Origin of the sequence: Roseicyclus mahoneyensis (genome assembly GCF_003148775.1) — a bacterium.
GTDB classification, from domain to species: Bacteria; Pseudomonadota; Alphaproteobacteria; order Rhodobacterales; family Rhodobacteraceae; genus Roseicyclus; species Roseicyclus mahoneyensis.
The window spans coordinates 59,670-77,377 of record NZ_QGGW01000012.1; the positions used below are offsets into that span (position 1 = coordinate 59,670).

Annotated in this window: 18 protein-coding genes and 1 tRNA gene; 6 read left to right on the top strand and 13 right to left on the bottom strand. The window is 66.1% G+C overall.

Going from position 1 to position 17,708, the window contains the following annotated elements; genetic code table 11:
* The first annotated feature begins 18 nt into the window (after positions 1-18).
* Positions 19-2,121 carry a xanthine dehydrogenase family protein molybdopterin-binding subunit gene (locus C7455_RS17935; RefSeq protein WP_109670586.1) on the top strand — a complete coding sequence of 701 codons (2,103 nt, stop codon included), beginning with the start codon at positions 19-21 and terminating at the stop codon, positions 2,119-2,121.
* Positions 2,122-2,123: 2 nt separating this feature from the next.
* Here C7455_RS17935 and C7455_RS17940 read toward each other — a convergent pair whose 3' ends face one another.
* The 5 genes from C7455_RS17940 to C7455_RS17960 are packed head-to-tail and all read right to left on the bottom strand — an operon-like array spanning position 2,124 to position 4,727.
* Positions 2,124-2,450, bottom strand: coding sequence for a DUF5665 domain-containing protein (locus tag C7455_RS17940; protein WP_109670588.1), 327 nt, complete (start codon positions 2,448-2,450; stop codon positions 2,124-2,126).
* A complete protein-coding gene (locus C7455_RS17945; RefSeq protein WP_109670590.1) occupies positions 2,440-2,763 on the bottom strand; it encodes an antibiotic biosynthesis monooxygenase family protein in 324 nt (107 codons plus the stop codon). The genes C7455_RS17940 and C7455_RS17945 overlap by 11 nt, the downstream gene beginning before the upstream one ends.
* Before the next feature lie 56 nt (positions 2,764-2,819).
* Positions 2,820-3,302, bottom strand: a complete 483-nt coding sequence (locus C7455_RS17950) for a tRNA (cytidine(34)-2'-O)-methyltransferase (RefSeq protein ID WP_245904414.1) — start codon at positions 3,300-3,302, stop codon at positions 2,820-2,822.
* Complete coding sequence (locus C7455_RS17955) at positions 3,295-4,131, bottom strand: DUF6206 family protein (protein ID WP_109670594.1); 837 nt, start codon at positions 4,129-4,131, stop codon at positions 3,295-3,297. Before C7455_RS17955 ends, C7455_RS17950 begins: the two co-directional genes overlap by 8 nt.
* Positions 4,128-4,727, bottom strand: coding sequence for a carboxymuconolactone decarboxylase family protein (locus tag C7455_RS17960; RefSeq protein WP_109670595.1), 600 nt, complete (start codon positions 4,725-4,727; stop codon positions 4,128-4,130). Before C7455_RS17960 ends, C7455_RS17955 begins: the two co-directional genes overlap by 4 nt.
* 183 nt (positions 4,728-4,910) lie before the next feature.
* Between C7455_RS17960 and C7455_RS17965 the strand changes: the two genes are divergently transcribed.
* Entirely contained in the window at positions 4,911-5,390 is a 480-nt protein-coding gene (locus C7455_RS17965) for a HugZ family pyridoxamine 5'-phosphate oxidase (RefSeq protein WP_109670596.1), read from the top strand.
* 3 nt (positions 5,391-5,393) lie between these two features.
* Here the strand turns inward: C7455_RS17965 and C7455_RS17970 are convergent, their stop codons facing one another.
* The 5 genes from C7455_RS17970 to C7455_RS17990 form a co-directional block, all read right to left on the bottom strand.
* Complete coding sequence (locus C7455_RS17970; RefSeq protein WP_109670598.1) at positions 5,394-5,876, bottom strand: DUF427 domain-containing protein; 483 nt, start codon at positions 5,874-5,876, stop codon at positions 5,394-5,396.
* 83 nt (positions 5,877-5,959) lie between these two features.
* Entirely contained in the window at positions 5,960-8,251 is a 2,292-nt protein-coding gene (locus tag C7455_RS17975) for a right-handed parallel beta-helix repeat-containing protein (protein WP_109670625.1), read from the bottom strand.
* 188 nt (positions 8,252-8,439) lie between these two features.
* Positions 8,440-8,853 carry a DUF4864 domain-containing protein gene (locus tag C7455_RS17980; protein ID WP_109670600.1) on the bottom strand — a complete coding sequence of 138 codons (414 nt, stop codon included), beginning with the start codon at positions 8,851-8,853 and terminating at the stop codon, positions 8,440-8,442.
* A 76-nt stretch (positions 8,854-8,929) separates the two neighbouring features.
* Positions 8,930-9,688, bottom strand: coding sequence for a DUF4336 domain-containing protein (locus C7455_RS17985; RefSeq protein WP_245904415.1), 759 nt, complete (start codon positions 9,686-9,688; stop codon positions 8,930-8,932).
* On the bottom strand, positions 9,666-11,312 hold the full coding sequence (locus C7455_RS17990; protein WP_109670604.1) for a lysine--tRNA ligase: 1,647 nt from the start codon (positions 11,310-11,312) through the stop codon (positions 9,666-9,668). Before C7455_RS17990 ends, C7455_RS17985 begins: the two co-directional genes overlap by 23 nt.
* Positions 11,313-11,421: 109 nt before the next feature.
* Here C7455_RS17990 and C7455_RS17995 point away from each other — a divergent pair, with 109 nt between their 5' ends.
* The 3 genes from C7455_RS17995 to ccrA all read left to right on the top strand — a co-directional run bounded on the left by C7455_RS17995 (position 11,422) and on the right by ccrA (position 14,730).
* Entirely contained in the window at positions 11,422-11,835 is a 414-nt protein-coding gene (locus C7455_RS17995; RefSeq protein ID WP_109670606.1) for a tellurite resistance TerB family protein, read from the top strand.
* A gap of 64 nt (positions 11,836-11,899) precedes the next feature.
* Positions 11,900-13,318: a 1-acyl-sn-glycerol-3-phosphate acyltransferase gene (locus C7455_RS18000; RefSeq protein WP_109670608.1), complete on the top strand. Its 1,419-nt coding sequence runs from the start codon at positions 11,900-11,902 to the stop codon at positions 13,316-13,318.
* 116 nt (positions 13,319-13,434) lie between these two features.
* Positions 13,435-14,730 carry a crotonyl-CoA carboxylase/reductase gene (gene ccrA / locus C7455_RS18005; RefSeq protein WP_109670627.1) on the top strand — a complete coding sequence of 432 codons (1,296 nt, stop codon included), beginning with the start codon at positions 13,435-13,437 and terminating at the stop codon, positions 14,728-14,730.
* A 144-nt stretch (positions 14,731-14,874) separates the two neighbouring features.
* Here the strand turns inward: ccrA and C7455_RS18010 are convergent.
* Together C7455_RS18010 and gndA are read right to left on the bottom strand one after the other, a co-directional pair.
* A tRNA-Trp gene (locus C7455_RS18010) sits at positions 14,875-14,950 on the bottom strand.
* A 300-nt stretch (positions 14,951-15,250) separates the two neighbouring features.
* Positions 15,251-16,660 (bottom strand): NADP-dependent phosphogluconate dehydrogenase, encoded by a 1,410-nt coding sequence (gndA, locus tag C7455_RS18020; RefSeq protein WP_109670611.1) that lies wholly within the window; start codon positions 16,658-16,660, stop codon positions 15,251-15,253.
* Between the two features lie 138 nt (positions 16,661-16,798).
* Here gndA and C7455_RS18025 point away from each other — a divergent pair, with 138 nt between their 5' ends.
* Positions 16,799-17,479 carry a lysophospholipid acyltransferase family protein gene (locus C7455_RS18025; protein ID WP_109670613.1) on the top strand — a complete coding sequence of 227 codons (681 nt, stop codon included), beginning with the start codon at positions 16,799-16,801 and terminating at the stop codon, positions 17,477-17,479.
* Between the two features lie 130 nt (positions 17,480-17,609).
* On the opposite strand, the gene C7455_RS18030 is transcribed toward C7455_RS18025, so the two are convergent.
* On the bottom strand, positions 17,610-17,708 hold a 99-nt coding region (locus tag C7455_RS18030; RefSeq protein ID WP_146200044.1), incomplete at its 5' end, for an EF-Tu C-terminal domain-related protein.

Consider the following 17,708-nt stretch of genomic DNA (forward strand, 5'->3'; position numbering starts at 1 on the left):
ACGACAGGGGACAGGCACATGACCAAACCGGCAGGCAAGATGATCGGCGCGGCGATCCCCCGGCGCGAGGACCCGGCGCTGCTGACGGGGCGCGGCTGCTACACCGCCGATATTGTCCTGACCGACCCGCTTCACCTTGCCTTCCTGCGCAGCCCCGCGGCGTCGGGCCGGATCGCGGGCCTTGACACCTCCGAGGCGATGGCCGCCCCCGGCGTCGCCGCCGTCCTCACCGGCGCCGACCTGCCGCCCACCGTGCCCCCCGACCTGCAGCCGGTGCTCGAGATTTCCGAGGTTCCGCCCTTCCCCCTGCTCGCCCGAACCCATGTCTGCGCCGTCGGCGAACCCGTCGCCGCCGTGCTGGCCGACAGCCCTGCGCGCGCCGCCGACGCGGTCGACCTCATCGCCCTCGACCTTGACGACGCGCCCCTGCCAAGCCCCCGCCGCATCGCCGGGCGCCGCTGGCAGACCGGCGATACCGCCCGCGCCTTCGCCAACGCTGCCACCGTGGTGGAGGTGGAGACGCTCCACCCCCGCGTCGCCCCCTCCCCGATGGAGCCGCGCGGCATCGCCGTGCGCTACGACCCGGTGACCGAGGGGGTGACGATCTACCAATCCACCCAGACCCCCCATCGCACCAAATCCGACCTCGCCCGCATCCTGCAGCTTGACCCCGACCGCCTGCGCGTCATCGCCCCCGACGTGGGCGGCGGCTTCGGGATGAAGGGGTTTTCCTACCCCGAGGAAATCCTCGCCGTCTGGGCCGCGCTCCACTTCAAGCGCGACGTGCGCTGGATAGCGACAAGGTCCGAGGAGTTCCTGTCGGCCGGCCATGGCCGTGGCCTCGCATCACGCGGGCGGCTGGCGCTCGACGCCGATGGCCGTTTCCTCGCGCTCGAGGCGCGGATCGAGGCGCCGGTGGGCGGCTGGGTCGCGGGCACGGGCCTGATGCCCGCCTTCAACGCCGCGCGCATCCTGCCCTCGGGCTATGTCATCCCTGCTCTTGATATCGCGACCGAGGTGATGGCCCATGCCAGCCCGCCCGTCGGTATCTACCGCGGCGCCGGGCGGCCCGAGGCCAACGTGATCATCGAGCGCCTGATAGACGAGGCCGCCGCCGCCACAGGCCGCGACCCCATCGCCCTGCGCAAGGCCAACCTCCTGCCCGCGTCTGCCCTGCCCCATGACACCGCCACAGGCAACCGGCTCGACAGTGGGGACTACGCCGCCGCCCTTGACGCATTCGCCACGGCCTGCGACCTCGACGGCTTACGCGCCCGGCGCGACGCGATCCGGGCTTCGGGTGGCCTCGCGGGGCTCGGGGTCGCCTTCTACGTCGACCCCTCGGCGGCGGGCTGGGAATACGCGCGCGTCACGCTCGACGCCGACGGAACCGCCCATATCGTCACCGGCGCGACGCAGCAGGGCCACGGACGCCTCACCGCCTTTTCCCAGATCGCCAGCGACGCACTGGGGCTCCCGATGGAGGCGATCACGCTGGATGCGGGCGACACCGGCACCGCCCCGGTGGGCGTGGGCGCGGTGGGCAGCCGGGCCACGGCGATCGGCGGCAGCGCCCTGATGGAGGCCTGCGAGACGGCGAAGCGGATGCTTCAGGACGGCGCATCCCTGCCTGTCACCGCAGAGAGCCGCTTTGAGGTGGCCGGGCAAGCTTGGGCCTTCGGTGCCTATGCCGCGCTGGTGCAGATCGAGGAAGAGACCGGAACCGCCCGCCTCTTGTCCGCACACGCCCATGACGACACCGGCGTGATCGTGAACCCGGTGCAGGTGGAGGGCCAGATCCGAGGCGGCTTCGCGCAGGCCGTGGGCGAGACCATGCTGGAAGCGATCGTGCTGGACACGGATGGCCAGTTGCTGACCGGCAGCTTCATGGATTACGCCATGCCGCGCGCCGACGACCTGCCACCGCTCAGCCTGTCGCAGACGGAAACGCCCAGCCCGATGAACCCTTTGGGCGCCAAGGGCGTGGGCGAGGCCGCCACCACGGGCGCGCCTGCCGCGCTGATGAACGCAATGGCCGACGCCTTCCGCCCCACCGGCAAGGCGCCACCGCAGATGCCTTTCTCACCCTCGCGGATCTGGCAGGCGCTGCAGGGCGGTTGATCTTATTCACTGCCTTGGGTCAGGGTACTTATCTCGCCGGCGATCCGGACCGCCCATTCCCCGATGATCGGAATGAATTCGATCTGGCTCAGCGACCAGACGATCAGCGACAAAAGAACCGTGGCGCCGATCACGGTTCCCAACCCTGCGGCCATCCCACTGGCGAAACGATACAGCAAGATCCGCGGCACGGATTGATAGAGCTGAAACATCCTGTGCTCGCGCAGAAAGGTCAATTCCTGCCGCAACGCGCGCACTTCTTCCTCCAGCGGACGGGGCTCGCTGGCCGTCGAGCTGTCTTGTTCGGCCTTGCGCGGGTCAGCCGCCATAGGTCGCCGAGACATCATAGAGCACAGGCTCGAAGGACCGGCACAGCGCACCGATGCGGCGGTTGCGATCGCGCATCTCATCGGACCGCAGCATGGCGAGGAAATCCTCGCGCCGCGCCCATTGCGAGTAGTTGGCGATGCGTGTCTGCGCGTCGTTCACATGGAGCGCCGCGGCAAGGAAGCCGGGCTGACGCGAGATGAAGCCGTCGTAGGCTGCCTGCAATTCCTCAAGCAGATCGGCGCATTGACCGGGCGAGGTCTCGAAGGTCGTTATGACGGTCTGGGCAGTGGTGTCGCTGGTGATGGCGGGCATGGCACAGTCCTCCTGCGGCCTCAGCCTAGCAAGCCTTGCCCGGTCACGCCACCTGATCAATCGAACCGGCCGCGCATCGCCTGATAGGCCACCGCCGTCACCGCATTAGCGAGGTTGAGCGACCGGATATGCGGGCTGCGCATCGGCAACCTGAAGGTGCGATCCTCCATCCCGGTCAGGATCTCGGGCTGCAACCCCTTGGTTTCACGGCCGAAGACAAGATAAGCGTCGGAGGGGTAGATCGGGTCATAGACGGTGCCGCCGGTACCATCATCCTCGAACAAGAAGATCTGGTCACGGCGCGGCGCGCGATGGGCGATGAACGCCGCCCAGTCGTCATATTCGGCCAACCGGACATGTTGCCAATAGTCCAGCCCTGCGCGGCGCACGGATTTCTCTGTGATCTCGAACCCGTAGGGCCGGATCAGGATCAGTTCCAGATCGAGCGCCACGCAGCTGCGCCCGACACTGCCTGTGTTGCCGGGGATTTCGGGCGTGACAAGGACAACCTTCATGTCCGGCCGGGTGGCCTCAGACATTGGGCTTGCCCTCGAGACCCAGCACCCGGCGCATCCCCGTCCAGAAGGCGGGCAGGCGCGGCGGGCGGTCAAGCTCGGCCAGAACCTCGACGCCCAGATCCGCGTCCAGATGCGCGGCGGCAAAGCCGCGGGCCCAATCAAGGATCGCAGGGCCATCCTCGGGGCGAAGGCGCACGGCGCTGCCGAACAGGCCCACGATTGTGCCCGCGGGGGAATACCATTCATCCTGAATGGCGCGAATGCGTCCGGGCATAACCGTCCCCACGCCGCGCACCAGCCCGCTTTCGGAAAAACGCAACAAGAGCTTGCCCATATCCTCGCGGCTATAGCCGATCAGCGGCGGAAAGGTGTCGAAGAAGATCGGACCCTCCGCGTCATAGGCGAAATTCCGGATCGAGGGGTGATAGCCGATCCGTTCGGGGCGTTGCGCCACGCGGCCCCAGAAATCGGCGATACTGGCGGCAGCACCTTCGAGCAATGCCAGCGCATCGGGTAAATCCGCCGCCTCGATCTGGGGGCGCATCAAGATCGCCTCGTCCAGCGCGTCTTGCACGATCACGGGCTGCATATATCCCGCCTCGTTCAGGATCAGGAAACGGGTCTCGGGCAGGCGCACGCCTGCCCAAGTCAGCAAGTCGACATAGGCCGTATGGCGCCGCGCCAGTTGTTCCAGGACTTCGGGATCGCGCCCGCCGCGATAGGTCTTGATCACCTTGTCCTTGAGCACCCCCTCGGCGGGGCGAAAGGGCACGCAGAAATATCCCAGCCGGCTGACTGGTTCGCCACGCGCGCGCAACGCTTCCCTCACGGCGCCCGACAGGTCGGTCATCGGTGTTTCCCCACGCTCCAGCCAGTCGCCTGCGCCAGCCGCGCCTCGCCCTTGGAAATCGGCAGATCCTCAAGCGCAGACCCCATCGAATCGTTCCAACGGTTGAGATATCCAAACAGCGCGACCACCCCCATGATCTCGACGATCTGCCCGTCGTCCCAGTAGGCGCGCAGGCGCGCGCCCACCTCGGGCGTCACGGCGTTCGGCACTTGCGTCGCCGCATTGGCAAAGGCGAGGGCGGCCTTCTCAGCTTCCGTGAAATGGTCGCTACGCTCGAAATCGAACACGTCGTTCAGCCGCGCCTCGGTCGCGTTGAACCTTTCGGAGGCGAGGATCATGTGCGCCTGACAATAAAGGCAACCCGAGGCAAAGCTGGAGACATAGCCGATCAGCCGCTTGAATTCCGGCGTCACGCCCGATCCGTAATCGGTCATCACCGCGACATTCAGATCGGTGAAGGCACGCGCGATGGGGGCCCTGTGCGCCATCGTGCGCACTGAGTTCGGGATGACCCCGAGCGGTCCCTTGAAGAATTGCACATGGGCGCGCAGATCGGCGTCCATCGCCTCCTCGTCGAGTGGCGGAGCAAGGGCCATGACATTCCCCCCTGGGTCTTGGCAGGCCCCCACGCTGCCGCGCCCTCTGACCGGGTGCAAGGCGGCTCGTAGCCCTCACAGGGCACCAGGGCCAGAATGGGCGCGGGCGTTGCCGCGCCGCCACGATCCCGGCACCACCGGCCACTCTGGCGCGATCCCGGTCTCGGCGCTAGGTTACCACGTATGACGGAACGTCCCACAGATCCGATCCGCCCCACGGACGCCGAGGCGCGCGCGCTGGCCCGCGAACTGATCGCCACGGCGCGTTTTGCCGCGCTGGGCGTGATCGACCCTGATACCGGCGCGCCGATGGTCACGCGCGTGTCGCTGGTGCCCGGCCCCGATGGCGCGCCCTTGACACTGATCTCGACCCTGTCAGCCCATACAAGCGCGCTCCGGTCCGATCCGCGCTGCTCGTTGCTGATTGGCGAGCCGGGCGCCAAGGGTGATCCGCTGACCCATCCACGTCTGACGCTGCAGGCCAAGGCGGAGCAGGCCGACAAGGCAGACCTCAAGGCGCATTACCTCGGACTATATCCCAAGGCGACGCTCTACTACGATTTCGGAGATTTCGGGCTGGTGCGCTTCACGCCGCTGTCAGGCGCGCTGAACGGCGGCTTCGGCAAGGCTTACCGGCTGACGCCGTCCGACCTGCTGCCCTAATCCCTACCAGTGCAGCGTGCCCACCGCGCCCTTGATCTTGCCGGTCAGGTTAGCCGTGACCCAGCCGCCATAGAAATCGCCGGGCTGGGGCACCACGCGGATGTCACCCACATAGGCTGCATCGACCGAGGTGGCGTAAAAGGCGATGTGATCCTTGATCGCCTCGAACCGGGCGGTTGGCGTCGGGTAGGTCCAGCCCGCGTTGCGCGACCGTCGCCCGTTGAGCACAAGATCGACATAGGCCGCCCGCCCCTTCCACTCGCACCAGGTTTCCCGGGCCGAGGGCACCAACGCGGCAGCCACAACGGCATCGGGCGGCAGGTAATAGGTCGGCGCGTGATGGGTCTCCAGCACCCGCCACGCCGTGCCCGCATCGGCCTGCGCCACCGGAACGCCGGCAAAGACCACGCGCAGGGGCTGGCCTACCCGTTCCAGCCGGGGCGGGCGGGGATAATCCTGAACACATTCCACAGGCAATACGGACATGCGGGCCGAGCTAGCCCGGTCACCCGCCAAAGGAAAGCCCGGCCGGCGTCGAAACGGGGCCGGGCCATACTGTTGCAGATGCCTCAGAGGTCGAAGCGCGCGGTGATCTGGGCGGTGCCGCGCACATCTTGCTGCCAGCGCAGCCGCAGCGTCCGCCCACCGGGGCCTTGCGCTGGTTCGGCATAGGGCGTGAAGTAGACGATGACGTTGGACGCGCTGCGCAACGGCCCCTCGGCGAGGAATGCGGTGCCGGCCCGCACTGGCGCGCCGAAAGGGGCAAACCCGCTCATATCAACATTCCAGGTCGTGGAGGCTGTGCCTTCCACATGGCGCACGGTCACCGGGTTCTCGGTCCGCTTGATGATCCCGGTATAGGTGTTGCCGTTGAACAAAAGGTCCGCAGTGCGCGTCAGGTCGAGCTGCGCAAAACTGGTATCCACGCCCTCCACCGCCTCAAGCTGGGCGCCGCCGGTCTTCTTGAACAGGTTGTCGGTCACCGTCAGCCCGTTGATGAAATGGCCCGGCCCGTAAGGCTTGATGACAATGAAATTCATCCAGGGCGCGCTTTCGGTGGAAAAGAAGATGTTTCCGTCCAGCGACAGGCCGTGAAAGCTGAATCCGGTCGAAAAGGCAGGCGTGGGGTCGCGCTCATTGCCCCATTCGATATAGCAATTGTCGATGTAATTGCCCTCGATCGTGGTCTTGATGTTGTTGTCGGCCAGCACCAGACCCGCCGTGCGCGGGCCATCGGTGACGCCATCGCCCTGAAAGAAATGGTTGCCCGAAAAGATGTTGCCGGTGCCGCCCACGACCCCGAAATGGCGGAACTTGTTGACGCGGTTGTCGCGCACCTTGACGTCCGAGGAATTGGAATTGAACGCGATGCTGGTGCGCAAAGGCGCGTTGGTGTTCTGCTCGTTCGACAGGAACTGGCAGCGGTCGATCTGCATCCCCTGACAGCCTTCGCCGCAAGACGTGATGGCGCGATCCTTGGGCCCGGTGAAAAAACAGTCCTGGATCTGGAACACCAGCCCGTCGACGGGCAGGTTGATCCCGGAACACAGGCCCGCACACAGGAACTCGATATCCGAGACGATGAAGCGCTGCAGGTTCAGCCAACCCGAGAAATCCAGCATGTAGCGGAAGCGCCGGAACGTGTAAGTCTGGGTCACCGGCGCGCCCGACAGCGACGCCGAGAGCGTCACGCGCCCGCCCGCCACATCGCGCGCCATGACATAAATCTCGCGCCCCACGCCCTGCGGGCCTGTCACCAACGCGCCGATGGGGATGTCGGCCACATTCGACAGGCCGGTGATGCGCCGCGGGTCCGAGGCCGACCATGTGCCGGACCGGGTAAAGACCGCGTCGTTCCATCCGGGCGAATTCGTGGCCGACAACTGGCCGTTCCTCAAAACGCGGCGGTTGGCATAGGTGTTGCGGTTGCCGACGATGCCCTGCACATCCAGCGGGGCGTCCAGCACCACGCGCCGCCCGCACAGGTCGAACCCTTCGTGGTCGGATTGGTTGAACAACTGCTGGATGCCCTTGCGCAGCCCCAGCACGTCATCGCCCATCGCCTCCGAATAGCCCTTGAGATCGAAATTTTGGTTCAGCGACAGGCGCGCCTCGTCGGGCATCACCAGCTTGCCTTCGAACCGCACAGGGCTGTTCATCGTCAGGCTGCTTGCGATGCGGTAGTTGCCCGCGGGCACCATCACCTCGCGCCCGGCGGCGGCGGCATCGGCCGCAACAAAGGCCGCGCGGTCATCCGTCACGCCATTGCCCACCGCGCCGAAATCGCGCACATCGACCCAATCCATCAGCTTGCGCAAGAAGACCGAGGTGACATCCTCCACCTCGATGGCGTCGATGCGCACCTGCCCGCCATTCGGCCCAGTCAGGTCGAGGCCCACATGGCCAAAGCTGGCGGCGGTGCCCCATGGCATGTCGACGCCGCCACGCGCGCCGGTGCCGATGATGGCGGTGACGGTTACAACCTCGCCATAGGCGGTCAGCGCGGTGGCAGGCCCGATCTGCGGCACGCTGGGCAGGTTCTGGCTTGCGGCGTTGCCCGCCCAGGCGGCGATTCGCGCGGTGGGCAGGTTGCCCGACAACGCCTTGACCCGGGCCGACACCCGTAGGTACAGGCCCGGCACGATGGGCGTCTGACTCATGAAGCGGATGCGCGTCGTGCTTTCCGTCTTGACGATCTCCAGACAGGTCCCGAAATCGGCATCCGCCGCAACAAGGGCCGCGTTCGCTGCGGTGGCCCAAGTGTCGCTGCCCGGCCGCCCGTCTTGCCGCGACCAGACCGCAAGCCCGTCGGCAAAGGGTGGTGGCATCAGCACCAGCCCGTCGGTGATCACCTGATTCATGTGGTACCCCTTTCCGGCGCGGGGCATTGCCCCGGCGCGTGTGTCACAGGACCGGAAAGGGGCAACCGCAGGCGCCTTTCACGGCCACCTCGGTTGTAAAGCACTGTCCAAGACAGAGCCCGGCGCATGAGGCCGGGACCGCCCAAGGGTGTAGCCCGGAGGGGTTAAGACGCGGTTAACGCGCGCGGTCAGGCCGCGACGTCGGGCGCGCGCAGCACCTGCACCCCGTTGATGCGCCAGCCGTCGTCGGTCCGGACCATCTGATAGCCGAGGTAATGCGCGTTGCCCGTCCCATCGATCACCTGCACGCGCTGCACCAGCAGCCCGCCAAAGCTTTGCAAATCGATGAAATCGACCTCGCCGGGTTGCCAGACCATCGGATAGCCCTGTTCGACCATGCGGGCGAAATTCTCGGGCGTGCCGAAGAGCCCCTGGATATTGGGGCTGGCAAAGGCCCATGCTCCGGGCACGTCCTCGGCGCGGAAGGCGTCGAACTGACCGGCGATGGTGGCCTCGATCTCGGGGTTGGGGGCCAGCACCTCTTGCGCGATGGCGGGGGCGGCAAGGGCGAGGAACAATCCGGCGATAAGGGCGCGTAGCATGGCGATGTCTCCGTGACGGGTGGCATGTCCCCTCAGAAACGTAGCGCCCGACGCGCGGGTTTCACCCGGACGGGCGCTAAAGGTCGAGAAACCGAAAGGCGCGGCGCAACTCGTCCACCGCCCGCGCAGGGTACCAGCGGCCATGCGCGATCAAGATGCGCGCGGGCTCCCACGCGATCATCCGGCGCACGGCGCCCGCCAGCGCTTGCCTGTCAAAGGTCAGGCGCAGGTCGCGCGGCATCGACCCGTCAGGGTGCTGGTTGCCCGCCACTCGCGTCACGATCCGCAGATGCCAAGGCAGGCGGGCGGGTTCGAAATTCTCGATCAGGTCGGTCAGGATCAGGCTGCGGCTGGCGCGGTGGAAAAACACCGCCTCGCGGTGCAGCCGCGATCCGGGCACGATCATCTGGTCGAGGTCACCCGACCAAGGCTCCGGCGCGGCATCGCCCAGCAGGTGATCCGCCCTCAGCCGGACGCCCTGCCCCTCGGCCCGCTCCACCACGCCCGGCGCGACCCATGTCTGCGCGGCAGGGAGCGCATCGGCCCAATCCTGAACATGGGCGTAATGCAGCCAGTTCGGCGCGATCAGGTGGCGCACCGGACCGATCTCTTGCAACGCCTCCAGCAGATCGGCGGAGAAGGCGATCGGCGAATGCAGCCACAGATCGCCCGACGACAGCCGCACCACCGTCATCCGCGTGGGAAAGGGCATCCGGTAGAGGTCGATGATCGGGCCGTCCGCGATCCAGACATCGCGGGCGACCGCCTTGAGCGTGAACAGCGGCGGGTATGTGCCCTCCGCCGCCATCGCGTCACGCGACCAGATCGCCCGCAAGCCCCTGCGCGATCAGGGCCTTGGTTTCCTCGATCCCGTAGAGCGCGATGAACCCGCCGAAACGCGGGCCTTGGCTTGCGCCCAGAAGCACCTCGTAAAGCCCCGCGAACCAGTCGCGCAAAGGGTCGAAGCCATGCGTCTTGCCAATGGCAAAGACGATGGATTGCAGGAATTCGTCGTCCTGCCAGTCGACCTCTGGCAGGGCCGTATCCTTGCCCTCCTGCGCATTCTTGCGCGCGATCACGTCCAGCGCGCGGGCCTCGTCGCCCAGACAGGCGACCAGTTCCTCCATCGCGGCGCGTTCCTTGTCGGTGGGCAGGCGGAACACGCGGGTCGGCTTCACGAAATCGTTGAAGTAGCGGATGGCAAAGCCCGCCGCCTGATCCAGATCGGGGTTTTTCTCGGGCGAGGCATCGGGCGCGTAGCGGTTGATGAACCCCCAGAGCCGCGCCTTGTCCTCGGCCGCCGAGACGGAGGCGAGGTTGAGCAGCATGGCAAAGGGCACCACCATCGTGCTGGCCGGCACGTCGCCGCCGTGGATGTGCCAGACCGGGTTGGCCAGCTGCTGCTCGGGCGTCTGGGACGGGTAGGCCGCCAGTTGCTGGTGGTATTCGTCGACCGCCTTGGGGATCACGTCGAAATAGAGCCGCTTGGCGGTCTTGGGCTTGAGATACATGAAATACGACAGGCTCTCGGTCGAGGCATAGCTGAGCCATTCGTCGATCGAGATGCCGTTGCCAGAGGATTTCGAGATCTTCTGCCCCGTCTCGTCCAGAAACAACTCATAGGTGAAATGATGCGGCGCGGGCGCGCCAAGGATCTCGCAGATCGCGTCATAAATTGGTGTGTTGGTGGAATGATCCTTGCCATACATCTCGAAATCGACGCCAAGCGCCGCCCAGCGCGCGCCGAAATCGGGCTTCCACTGCAGCTTGCACTGACCGCCCGTGACCGGCAGCGTCCATTCGCGGCCCGTCTCGTCATCGAAGGTCACGGTCCCCGCTTTCGCATCGACATGCTTGATCGGCACATAGAGCACGCGGCCGGTTTCGGGGTGGATCGGCAGGAAGATCGAATAGGTCTCGCGCCGCTCGTCGCGCAATGACGCCAGCATCACCTTCATCAGCGCGTCATAGCGTTCGGCCGCGCGCAGCAAGATCGCGTCGAACTGGCCGGATGCGTAATAGTCGGTGGCTGAATAGAACTCATAGTCGAACCCGAAAGTGTCGAGGAACCGGCGCAGCATGGCGTTGTTGTGATCGCCAAAGCTCTCGAACTCGCCGAACGGGTCGGGCACACGGGTCAGCGGCTTTTGCAGATGGTCGCGCAGCATGTCCTGATTGGGCACATTGCCCGGCACCTTGCGCATGCCGTCCATGTCGTCGGAGAAACAGATCAGCCGGGTCGGGATGTCGGAAATGATCTGAAAAGCGCGGCGGATCATCGTCGTGCGCAGAACTTCGCCGAAGGTCCCGATATGGGGCAGACCGGAGGGGCCATAGCCCGTCTCGAACAAGACGTAACCCTTTTCGGGCGGTGCCTTTTCGTAGCGTTTCAGAACCGCCCGCGCCTCTTCGAAGGGCCAGGCCTTGGAGGTCATTGCTGCGTCGCAAAGGGCGGTCATGATGGATGGGTCCCGTATCAGGCACGGGCCCGTCTGCCCGCGCGCTCTCGCCCTATTGTGCGGGCGCGGCGAGGTCAATAAATACCCCTCGTCGATCAGGAGCGTACGCATGTCCGATATCATCAGCCCCGAAGATGCCCTTGTCGCCGTGATGGTGGCCGTCTCCGTCGCCGACGAGTCGATCCGCACCGCGGAACTGGTCACGATCGAACAGATCGTCAACCACCTGCCGGTCTTCGCCGCCTTCGACACCGACCGCATGCGCGAGGTCGCAAAGACCGTGTTCGAGCTGTTCGAGGAAGAGGATGGGCTCGATGCGCTGTTCGGGCTGGTGCGCGATGCGCTGCCTGACCGGCTCCATGAAACGGCCTATGCCATCGCCTGCGATGTCGCCGCAGCGGATGGCGCACTGACGCAGCCGGAATTGCGGTTCCTCGAGGAACTCCGCCATGCACTCGACATCGACCGGCTGCATGCGGCGGCCATCGAACGCGGCGCGCGCGCCCGGCACATGACGCTCTGAGACCTTTGGGCCGGCCCGGTCGGCCCGATTGCGCGCACGGGTCAAACCTGCGAACCTGCCTGCGATGTCGAGCACCGTCACCCTGCCGATCTGGCTGTTCATCCTGATCCTGCTCTTCGCGGGCGTGACTTTCGCATCGCACTTCCTGTTCCCGTCCGTTCGGTGGTTCCTGCGCCGACGGCTCGAACGCGCGGTCGATGAGCTGAACAAGCGCCTCAAGCAGCCGATCCAACCCTTCAAGCTCGCGCGCCGCATGGATACGATCCGCCGCCTGATCTATGATCCCGAGGTGGCGCAGGCCATCGCCGATCATGCGCGCGACAACAACATCCGCGAGGACGTGGCGTTTCAAAAGGCCGAACGCTACGCGCGCGAGATCGTGCCGGGCTTTTCCGCCTTCACTTATTTCGGCTTTGCCATCCGCGCCGCCCGCATCCTGTCGCAATCGCTTTACCGGGTGCGGCTGGTTCATGCCAACGACCCCGCGCTCGAGGCGATCCCCGAGGATGCGACCGTCGTCTTCGTGATGAACCACCGCTCGAACATGGATTACGTTCTGGTCACATGGCTGGTCGCCGAACGCTCGGCGCTGGCCTATGCGGTAGGCGAATGGGCGCGGGTGTGGCCGATGCGCCAGCTTGTGCGTGCGATGGGGGGCTATTTCATCCGCCGCCGCCACAACAATGCGCTCTACCGCAAGGTTCTGGCCCGTTACGTCCAGATGGCGACCGAAGCGGGCGTGACACAGGCCGTCTTTCCCGAGGGCGGGCTTAGCCGCACAGGGCATCTGGCGAAGCCCAAGCTGGGCCTTTTCTCCTATATTCTCGAAGGGTTCCGGCCAGGCCGGTCGCGTGATGTGGTCTTCGTGCCCGTCGCACTGAACTATGACCGGGTGATGGAGGACAAGACGCTGATCGACGCCCATATCCAGGGCACGCGGCGGTTCCGTTTCTCGCTCCGGCCGATCTGGCGCTATCTGCGGCGGCAGCTCTGGAACCGGCTGACCGGCAAGTATCACCGCTATGGCTATGCCGCGGTCAGCTTTGGTGAACCGCTCAGCCTGACCGCCTTCATGGACAGCCCGCATGACGACCCTGCCGGGGCGCTTGGGCTTGAACTCATGAGCCGCATCGCCACGGTCATGCCGGTGACACCTGTGCCGTTGGTCGCCCATGCCCTGCACGAGGGCGTGCGCAGCGTCGTGGCGTTGGACGCGCTGGTGCGCCGCCGGATCGAGGTGGCGCAGGCCCAAGGCGTCACCGTCCATATCCCGCGCGACGACATCGCCTACACCATCGAAGCCGGGCTGCGGGCGCTGATCGAACGGCGCATCCTGCAGCGCACCGGAGACCGGTTGCGCGTGCCCGAAACCGGGCAGGGCGTCGACCTGATCGCCTTCTACGCGGCCTCGGTCGCGCATCTGCTGCGAGACACGCCCAAAGAGGCGCAAACCCCGCTGGATCTCAAGTCCGTCGCGACATAATATTTCACGAACTGGCATTTTCCTGTTTGATTTGTTGCGCGGCCATCTGTATCTCTCGCAGCAGCAGCAAGATTGATTCCGCAGTGCGGCATCATATGAGGAACGGAGACATGCCCATGGCCCTCGACGCGAGCCCCGCGATCGCCACCTACGACGCGCCGAAAAAGGACCTTTATGAAATGGGCGAGATGCCGCCCCTCGGCCATGTTCCCAAACAGATGTATGCGTGGACGATCCGCCGCGAACGCCATGGCGAACCCCACAAGGCCTTCGAGGTTGAGGTGGTCGACACATGGACGATCGACTCGAGCGAGGTTCTCGTGCTCGTGATGGCGGCGGGCGTGAATTACAACGGTGTTTGGGCGGGTCTCGGCCAGCCGATCAGCCCTTTCGACGGCCACGGCGCACCCTATCACATCGCGGGCTCCGATGCTTCGGGCATCGTCTGGGCGGTCGGCGACAAGGTCCGCAACTGGAGGGTCGGCGATGAGGTCGTGATCCACTGCAATCAGGATGACGGCAACGACGAGGAATGCAACGGCGGCGACCCGATGTTCTCGCCCACCCAGCGCATCTGGGGCTACGAGACGCCTGACGGATCGTTCTCGCAGTTCACCAAGGTGCAGGCGCAGCAATTGATGCCGCGCCCCAAGCACCTGACCTGGGAGGAGTCGGCCTGCTACACCCTGACGCTCGCCACCGCCTACCGGATGCTCTTCGGCCACCACCCGCATGAGCTGAAGCCGGGCCAGAACGTGCTGATCTGGGGCGCGTCGGGTGGCTTGGGTGTCTATGCGATCCAGTTGGCCAACACTGCGGGCGCAAATGCCATCGCCGTCATTTCGGATGAAAGCAAGCGCGATTATGTGCTGGGCCTTGGCGCCAAGGGCGTCATCAACCGCAAGGACTTCGACTGCTGGGGCCAGATGCCCACGGTCAACACGCCCGAATACAACGCCTGGCTGAAAGAGGCGCGCCGCTTCGGCAAGGCGATCTGGGACATCACCGGCAAGGGCGTGAACGTCGACATGGTCTTCGAACATCCGGGCGAGGCGACCTTCGCGGTCTCCACGCTGGTGTGCAAGAAGGGCGGCATGGTCGTGATCTGCGCGGGCACCACCGGGTTCAACTGCACCTTCGACGTGCGCTACATGTGGATGCATCAAAAGCGCCTGCAAGGCAGCCATTTTGCGCATCTCAAACAGGCCTCGGCCGCCAACCGCCTGATGGTGGAACAGCGTCTGGACCCCTGCATGTCCGAGGTGTTTCCTTGGGCCGAATTGCCCGACGCGCATACCAAGATGCTCCGCAACGAGCACAAGCCTGGCAACATGTCGGTGCTGGTGCAGGCCCCGCGCACCGGCCTGCGGACGCTCGAGGATGTGCTGGAGGCAGGGCCGACTGCGGGCTGATGCCACCGCGAACACGACGCGGCGCTTGCCGCCCAGAGTGATCCGACCAAGCCCCGTACCGCCCTGCCGGTGCGGGGCCGTGTCTTGCGCAACGGCACGCGCGCGAACGGGCGGGTGAGCAGCTGATAATCGAATGAGGGAACATGGCAGGGGCGGAGGGTCTCGAACCCCCGGCCTGCGGATTTGGAATCCGCTGCTCTACCAACTGAGCTACACCCCTAGGCCGCCTGCGGAATAGGACCTAAAGGCGCGCTTGTCCAGATGCGAAGTGGCGCTGTCCACCTTGGAAACCGCATCGGACATCGCGCGTTGCCGCATGACCAGACCGAACACCCTGCTCGTGCAAGGACGGGTGTCTTGCGCAACCGCAGGGCCAGCCTGCATGTCCCGGCATTGGTCGCAGCGCCCCCCTTTCGGCTGTTCTAGCTCCCCCGGCACGAGCGCGAATGCAACTTTGCCATACCAAGACCACGCAAGCGCATCACCGGAGGATTCCGCCCTCGAGGCTTGGTGGTTGGCCTTAGCCCCAAGGGCCATGCAGGTCGCGCGCGCCCGGCCGGTCCGTCCGTTCGAACCCATGCGCCCCGAACCGGTCGCGCAGGCCCTGGATCAGGTTGGCCGTGCCCCGCGCCTGCCGAAGCGTGTCGAAATACCCAAGGCTTGACGCTAGCGCGGGCACCGGCAAACCCGCAAGGGTCGCCGCCGCCACGACACGCCGCAAACCCGGCACATGCGCCTCCAGCGCAACGGCGAAGTCCGGCGCAAAGGCGAGCCGCGCATCCGGCGCCTCGGCCAGTGCGCGCGCCATGTCACCCAGCATGGCCGACCGGATAATGCAGCCTGCCCGCCAGATCTCGGCGATGCGCGGCAGAGGCAGGGACCAATCCTGCTCTGCGCTCGCGGTCGCCAGCAGCGAGAACCCCTGCGAATAAGCCAGGATCTTGCCCGCCATCAGCGCACTTTCCAGATCTCGCTCAGGCAGTTCCATCGCCCCCGCCTCGCCGAAGATGGCCGCCCCCTCGGCGCGCGCTTCAGCCTCGCCCGACAGAACCCGCGCCGTCACCGCCGCCTCGACCGCCGGAAGCGGCGCCGCGCGCATCTGCGCATCGATCACGGTCCAGCGGCCGGTCCCCTTCTGCCCTGCCCTGTCCACGATCAGGTCGAGCATGGGGTGCCCGCTGTCGGGATCAATGCTGCCCGCCACCTCGGCCGTGATCTCGATCAAGTAGGAGGCGAGCGGCCCCTCGTTCCAGCGCGCAAAACCGTCGCCGATGGCCGCAGCACCCTGCCCCATGCCATCGCGCATCAGGCCATAGACCTCGGCGATCATCTGCATGTCGGCATATTCGATCCCGTTATGAACCATCTTGACGTAATGCCCCGCGCCGCCCGGCCCCAGATGGGCAACGCAGGGATCATGCTCGAACCGCGCCGCGACGACCTGCAGGACCGGGGCCAAGGCCGCCCATGCCCGGTCCGACCCGCCCGCCATCATCGAAGGGCCGTTGCGCGCGCCCTCGGCCCCGCCCGAGACGCCAAGCCCGAGAAACTCGATGCCCTCGCGCGCCAAAGCTGCCGCGCGGCGGTCCGTATCCTGCCAGTCGGAATTGCCCGCGTCGACGATCACATCGCCCGCATCGACCAAGGGCAGAAGGGCCGCAATCTGATCGTCGACCGGTTTGCCCGCTGGAACCATCAGCACGATCCGGCGCGGCCGGGCGATGGCCGCGACGAATTCCGACAAATCGACCGTCGTCACCAGCATCGCCGCCAAGTCATCGGCCTCGCGCGCAAATGCCTCCGTACGGGCGCGGGTCCGGTTCCAGACCGCGATCTTGTGCCCGGTCTCGGCGATGTTGAGCGCAAGGTTCGCCCCCATCGTGCCCAGCCCGATCAACCCGATCTCCGCCGTCTCGCGCCTGTCCGCCATCCCGATCCCTCCTCTGTTCCAGCCGCAGTCTAGGGCCGCCGCCCCCTGCGCGCCAGTACGGGCCAGTGTGGGCCACCCGTGTTGACCAAGTCCGCGAAGCCGTCCAAGGAAGATCCGGAAAGGGAGCGCACACCAGACATGACCTTGCGTCAACGCATCGCCTCAAGCGCCACGGTCAACCGGGCCACGGCGTGGCTGTTCCGGCTGTGGCTGACGGCGGTCTACCACAGCTCGCGCCGCGAGGCAGATGGATGGGACACGGTCGCGCGCCTGATCGAAATTCATGGGGCGGTGATCATCGTGTGCTGGCACCAGCGGATCATGATGACGCCCTGGATGTTCGACCTTGCTCAGGCACCCTGCCGCAGCCTGACTTCCGCCGGGCGCGCGGGCCGTCTGGTCGGCTGGCTGCACCGCGCCTTCGGCTATGGCACCGTGCCGATGCCCAAGGGAGTGCTGGGCGCCGCCGAGATGCGCGAGGTGCTGCGCGGGCTGAAACAGGGCATCTCTATCGGCATCTCGCCCGATGGGCCGAGGGGCCCCGCGCGGGTGGCCAAGGTGACGCCGATCCAATGGGCGCGGACGGCGCAGGTGCCTATCGTGGTCTTCACCTTCTCCGCCTCGCGCTTCTGGTCATGGCGGACATGGGACAGGTTGATGTTCCCCCTGCCCTTTGGCCGGGTAGCGCTGCTCTGGCGGGTCTGGGACCGCACCGTGCCGCCCCGCGTCTCGGAACCCGAGGGTGCCAAGCTGGCCGCCGATCTGGGCACTTTCATGGATGCGGTGACAGCCGAAGCCGACGCACGTGTTAGGGGCTGAGCCGGGCGAACCAGAAAGGGCCGCCCGAAAGCGGCCCTGCATTGAAAATTCCCGTCACGGATAGACTGCGCCGACCCCGGCACACCCCGATCAAGTAGGGTGCTCCGGGGTCGGCGCACCCTACCCCGCCTTACGCGAGGATCTTGGACACCACGCCTGCGCCGACGGTGCGGCCGCCTTCGCGGATGGCGAAGCGCAGGCCGTCTTCCATCGCGATCGGCGCGATCAG

Coding starts and splice junctions, on each gene's coding strand:
- C7455_RS18025 (WP_109670613.1), top strand. CDS start 16,799: ATGACCTTGCGTCAACGCATCGCCTCAAGCGCCACGGTCAACCGGGCC.
- gndA (WP_109670611.1), bottom strand. CDS start 16,660: ATGGCGGACAGGCGCGAGACGGCGGAGATCGGGTTGATCGGGCTGGGC.
- C7455_RS17965 (WP_109670596.1), top strand. CDS start 4,911: ATGACGGAACGTCCCACAGATCCGATCCGCCCCACGGACGCCGAGGCG.
- C7455_RS17960 (WP_109670595.1), bottom strand. CDS start 4,727: ATGGCCCTTGCTCCGCCACTCGACGAGGAGGCGATGGACGCCGATCTG.
- C7455_RS17935 (WP_109670586.1), top strand. CDS start 19: ATGACCAAACCGGCAGGCAAGATGATCGGCGCGGCGATCCCCCGGCGC.
- C7455_RS17990 (WP_109670604.1), bottom strand. CDS start 11,312: ATGACCGCCCTTTGCGACGCAGCAATGACCTCCAAGGCCTGGCCCTTC.
- C7455_RS17950 (WP_245904414.1), bottom strand. CDS start 3,302: ATGTCTGAGGCCACCCGGCCGGACATGAAGGTTGTCCTTGTCACGCCC.
- C7455_RS17995 (WP_109670606.1), top strand. CDS start 11,422: ATGTCCGATATCATCAGCCCCGAAGATGCCCTTGTCGCCGTGATGGTG.
- ccrA (WP_109670627.1), top strand. CDS start 13,435: ATGGCCCTCGACGCGAGCCCCGCGATCGCCACCTACGACGCGCCGAAA.
- C7455_RS17955 (WP_109670594.1), bottom strand. CDS start 4,131: ATGACCGACCTGTCGGGCGCCGTGAGGGAAGCGTTGCGCGCGCGTGGC.
- C7455_RS17980 (WP_109670600.1), bottom strand. CDS start 8,853: ATGCTACGCGCCCTTATCGCCGGATTGTTCCTCGCCCTTGCCGCCCCC.
- C7455_RS17975 (WP_109670625.1), bottom strand. CDS start 8,251: ATGAATCAGGTGATCACCGACGGGCTGGTGCTGATGCCACCACCCTTT.
- C7455_RS18000 (WP_109670608.1), top strand. CDS start 11,900: ATGTCGAGCACCGTCACCCTGCCGATCTGGCTGTTCATCCTGATCCTG.
- C7455_RS17970 (WP_109670598.1), bottom strand. CDS start 5,876: ATGTCCGTATTGCCTGTGGAATGTGTTCAGGATTATCCCCGCCCGCCC.
- C7455_RS17945 (WP_109670590.1), bottom strand. CDS start 2,763: ATGCCCGCCATCACCAGCGACACCACTGCCCAGACCGTCATAACGACC.
- C7455_RS17940 (WP_109670588.1), bottom strand. CDS start 2,450: ATGGCGGCTGACCCGCGCAAGGCCGAACAAGACAGCTCGACGGCCAGC.